This is a genomic window from Thermotoga sp. (assembly GCF_021162145.1).
Lineage (GTDB): Bacteria > Thermotogota > Thermotogae > Thermotogales > Thermotogaceae > Thermotoga.
Genome location: NZ_JAGGZH010000080.1, coordinates 1 through 3,532 on the forward strand (window position 1 = coordinate 1; position 3,532 = coordinate 3,532).

The 3,532-nt window shown below is 44.6% G+C and carries 4 protein-coding genes and 1 pseudogene; all 5 read left to right on the top strand.

The window, feature by feature from the left end; all coding sequences use genetic code 11:
• Positions 1–82, top strand: a pseudogene (locus J7K79_RS05135) (fatty acid-binding protein DegV); the annotation flags it as partial.
• A gap of 12 nt (positions 83–94) precedes the next feature.
• Positions 95–631 carry a ribosome-associated translation inhibitor RaiA gene (gene raiA / locus J7K79_RS05140; RefSeq protein WP_296905844.1) on the top strand — a complete coding sequence of 179 codons (537 nt, stop codon included), beginning with the start codon at positions 95–97 and terminating at the stop codon, positions 629–631.
• A gap of 39 nt (positions 632–670) precedes the next feature.
• Complete coding sequence (locus J7K79_RS05145) at positions 671–2,065, top strand: ribonuclease E/G (RefSeq protein WP_296905850.1); 1,395 nt, start codon at positions 671–673, stop codon at positions 2,063–2,065.
• A 1-nt stretch (position 2,066) separates the two neighbouring features.
• On the top strand, positions 2,067–2,660 hold the full coding sequence (tsf, locus tag J7K79_RS05150) for a translation elongation factor Ts (protein ID WP_296905846.1): 594 nt from the start codon (positions 2,067–2,069) through the stop codon (positions 2,658–2,660).
• A gap of 34 nt (positions 2,661–2,694) precedes the next feature.
• Positions 2,695–3,390, top strand: a complete 696-nt coding sequence (pyrH, locus tag J7K79_RS05155) for a UMP kinase (RefSeq protein ID WP_296905848.1) — start codon at positions 2,695–2,697, stop codon at positions 3,388–3,390.
• Positions 3,391–3,532: the final 142 nt, after the last annotated feature.

Genomic DNA, 3,532 nt, shown 5'->3' on the forward strand with positions numbered 1-3,532 from the left:
GGACATTGTCAGATTACCACCTACTCTTGCTGTTCACTCCGGGCCCAAGATGTTTGGAGCTGGGATTTTGACACTCGCATGAGGAGGTGCATTCATGGATTACAGAATAACAGGAAAGGGTGTGGAGATCTCAGACGCCATCAAGAATTATCTTGAAAAACGTCTCGATAAAGTGGACAGAGTGATCTACGATGACGAGCTGGTTTCATTCAACGTCAGGATAGAAAAAGACGGAAAAAACCAGTATGTTGTGAAATTCAACATGAATTTGAAGGGAAACATCATAAACGTGGAAGAAAGACATCCAGACATTTACACAGCGATAGATTTTGCATCCGATGCTTTGGAAAAACAAGTAAAAAGATTGAAAGAAAAAACGAAGAATCACGATCACAGAAAATCAGTGCCGGTTAAAAAGCCCTTTGAGGAACCTGGAGAATTTTCTCCTTCCGACAGGATCTCTTCGGTGAAAAGAGTTTCTCTGCTCAACATGGATCTTGATGAAGCGGTCATGCAGATGGATGAGCTGAAACACAAATTTCTCGTCTTCAGAAATGTGAACACCGGGGAAATAAACATGCTTTACAGGGACGAAAACGGAGAGATACATCTCCTCGAGATGGCAGAGTAAACTGGAGGTGTCGAAGATATAAGAGAATTCCTTTTGAACATGCAACCAGATAGTTTATCTTACGCAGTTTTAAACGACGGGAAACTAGAAGAGATCTTTCTCGATGAGATAGAAACGATCACAGGAAAGATCTATCTTGGAAGGGTAGAGAAGATCGTACCTGGCCTTGAAGCGGCCTTTGTAAAAATCGGAAAAGGCAGGAACGCCTTTCTGAAGCTGAGCGAGATAAACAAGTCATACAGAGAGACTGTTCTGAAGGGTCAGGAAGTAACAGAAGGAACGAAGGTTCTCGTACAGGTAAAGAAGGACGCCTCCGGGAGAAAAGGTCCGCAGGTGACAGCACAAATAGGGATCGCTGATAGATTTGTGGTACTCTTTCCGTTCAAAAAGGTAATAGGGGTCTCCAAAAAGATCGAAAGCAAATCAGAAAGACGAAGACTGAGATGTCTTGCGGTTGATCTAAGGAAAAAGCACAGCATTGGAGTCATCATGAGGACAGCCGCCGAGGGGGTCGAAGAGGAAGAGATCGTCAAAAACTTTCAGGAAGCTTTGAAAAAGTGGAATGAGGTCCTTCAAAAATTCAAAAGGTCGAGAAAACCCAAGCTCCTCTACGAAGAAGATCCCGTTGAGCAGATAGTGAAAGAAAAAGTCAATTCGAAGATCGACAGGTTGGTTTACAACGAAAGATCGATTCTGAGCACTCTGGAAAAGTACGCTCGAACGCTCCCAAAAAAACCCGAACTGGTGTACACAGAAGGTGATTTGTTTGAAAAGTATTTCATCTACGATAGGTTGAAACAGCTTCTCTCGCGAACGGTATCGCTGAAGAGTGGTGGAAACATCGTAATAGACAGAACGGAAGCCCTCACAGTGATAGACGTAAATTCTGAGAGCTACACAGATGCCGAAAATCAGGAAGAACTCGCTTTGAGAACCAACCTAGAAGCCATCGAGGAGATCGTTCGACAGTTGATTCTCAGGAACATTGGTGGCATCGTTGTGGTAGATTTCATCAAGCAACGGGACCCGAAAAACTACGAGAAGATCCTCGAGCGCTTCAGAGAAGTCGCGAAGAAAGATGGAACGAGGATAGAGGTCTTCGGTTTCACGAACCTGGGTCTTTTGGAAATGACAAGGAGAAGGACAACCAGACCGTTGGACGCTTTTCTCTTCACCAAATGTCCTGTCTGCGGTGGAACCGGAAGAGTGATCTCTCAGAAAGTCCTTTTGAAGAGGATAAGAGAGGATCTAAAGAAGCTGAGAGAGTTTGACGAAGTCATTTTAAAGCTTCATCCGAACATGTCCGGTTATTTTAAGAAAGAGGATGTGAAAAGACTGCAGAGAGAATTCAAGGTAAAAATCTCCCTGGATTACAGTTGGAATGACCCAAATTCCTATGAACTCAGTGCAAAGACCAAGAAAGGAGGAAAGTGAAATGGAAGTATCCATGGATCTCATCAAAAAGCTCAGAGAGATGACGGGTGCGGGTGTGCTTGACTGTAAGAAAGCGCTTGAGGAAGCCAGCGGAGACATAGAAAAAGCGGTGGAAATTCTGAGGAAAAAGGGAGCAGCAACCGCCGAAAAGAAAGCTGGAAGAGTTACAAAGGAAGGTTTGATAGTTGCTTACGTCCATTTCAACGGAAGAATAGGAGTCCTGCTCGAGATGAACTGCGAGACGGATTTCGTGGCAAGAACGGATGAATTCAAAGAGCTGGCTTACAACCTGGCAAAGCAAGTTGCCGCCATGAAACCAAGGTACGTCAAAAAGGAAGACGTTCCAGAGGAAGTCATAGAGAAGGAAAGGGAGATCTACCGTGCACAGATAAAAGACAAGCCGGAACATGTGATCGAGAGGATTGTTGAAGGGAAACTGGAAAAGTTCTTCGAGCAAGTCTGTCTTTACGAACAAACCTACATATTTGACGAGTCGAAGAAGGTGAAAGATCTCATAAACGAACTCATAGCCAAAACAGGAGAGAACATAAGGGTTTCGAGGTTTACAAGATACGAGGTTGGAGAAGAAGGGTGAGCGGGAGGCTCACCCTTTTTTTGGAGGTAGGATCATGAGAGTACTGGTGAAACTGAGTGGAGAAGCACTATCCGGTGAAGGAAAAAAAGGTTTCGATCCAGAAAAGATATCTTATCTCACTTCGGAGATAAAGAAAGTGGTTGAAAAGGGTTATAGGATAGGAATAGTGGTGGGGGCTGGGAATCTGTTCAGGGGCAGTGAACTGAAAGATCTGTCCAAAGAAAGAGCGGACCAAATAGGCCTTCTTGGAACCGTCATGAACGCGGTATACTTGAAGGACTGTTTTGAGAAGGAGGGCTTGAAGACGAAGATTTTCTCGCAGATAGTGAACCTTCCCGATGTGGAGAGTATAAATTATGATTCGATCGAATCGGCCATCAAGAACAATTTCGTTTTGATATTCGCCGGTGGAACCAGCAATCCGTTCTTCACCACGGATACCGCTGCCGTTTTACGTGCGAGGGAGATGAAAGCGCAGATCATTGTAAAGGCGACGAAAGTGGATGGAATCTACGACAAAGATCCAAAAAAGTTTCCAGACGCCAGAAAAATCGAACACCTGACCCTCTCCGAGGCGATGAAAATGGGTATTGAAGTTATGGACGCCGAAGCCTTTGCCCTTTGCAGAAAGCTGGGTATAATCGTCAAGGTTATAAATTTCTTCGAACCGAATTCACTTTTGAAGGTCCTGAGAGGGGAAAACATCGGAAGTACCGTTTTACCCGATTAGTCGATATACCTTCCTTTCGTCTCTCTTCCGAAAATCAAAACGACGATCCCTGCCGATACGGCCATCGCAGAAATCCAGGAGAGGGTTTCTGCGATACTTTTTCCCCTTTCCATCATGAAGCCTGTATAGTACGGTGCTATCA

Bases quoted from the DNA above. Each gene is read 5' to 3' on its own strand.
- J7K79_RS05145 (WP_296905850.1), top strand. From the start codon at position 671: ATGCAACCAGATAGTTTATCTTACGCAGTTTTAAACGACGGGAAACTA.
- raiA (WP_296905844.1), top strand. From the start codon at position 95: ATGGATTACAGAATAACAGGAAAGGGTGTGGAGATCTCAGACGCCATC.
- tsf (WP_296905846.1), top strand. From the start codon at position 2,067: ATGGAAGTATCCATGGATCTCATCAAAAAGCTCAGAGAGATGACGGGT.
- pyrH (WP_296905848.1), top strand. From the start codon at position 2,695: ATGAGAGTACTGGTGAAACTGAGTGGAGAAGCACTATCCGGTGAAGGA.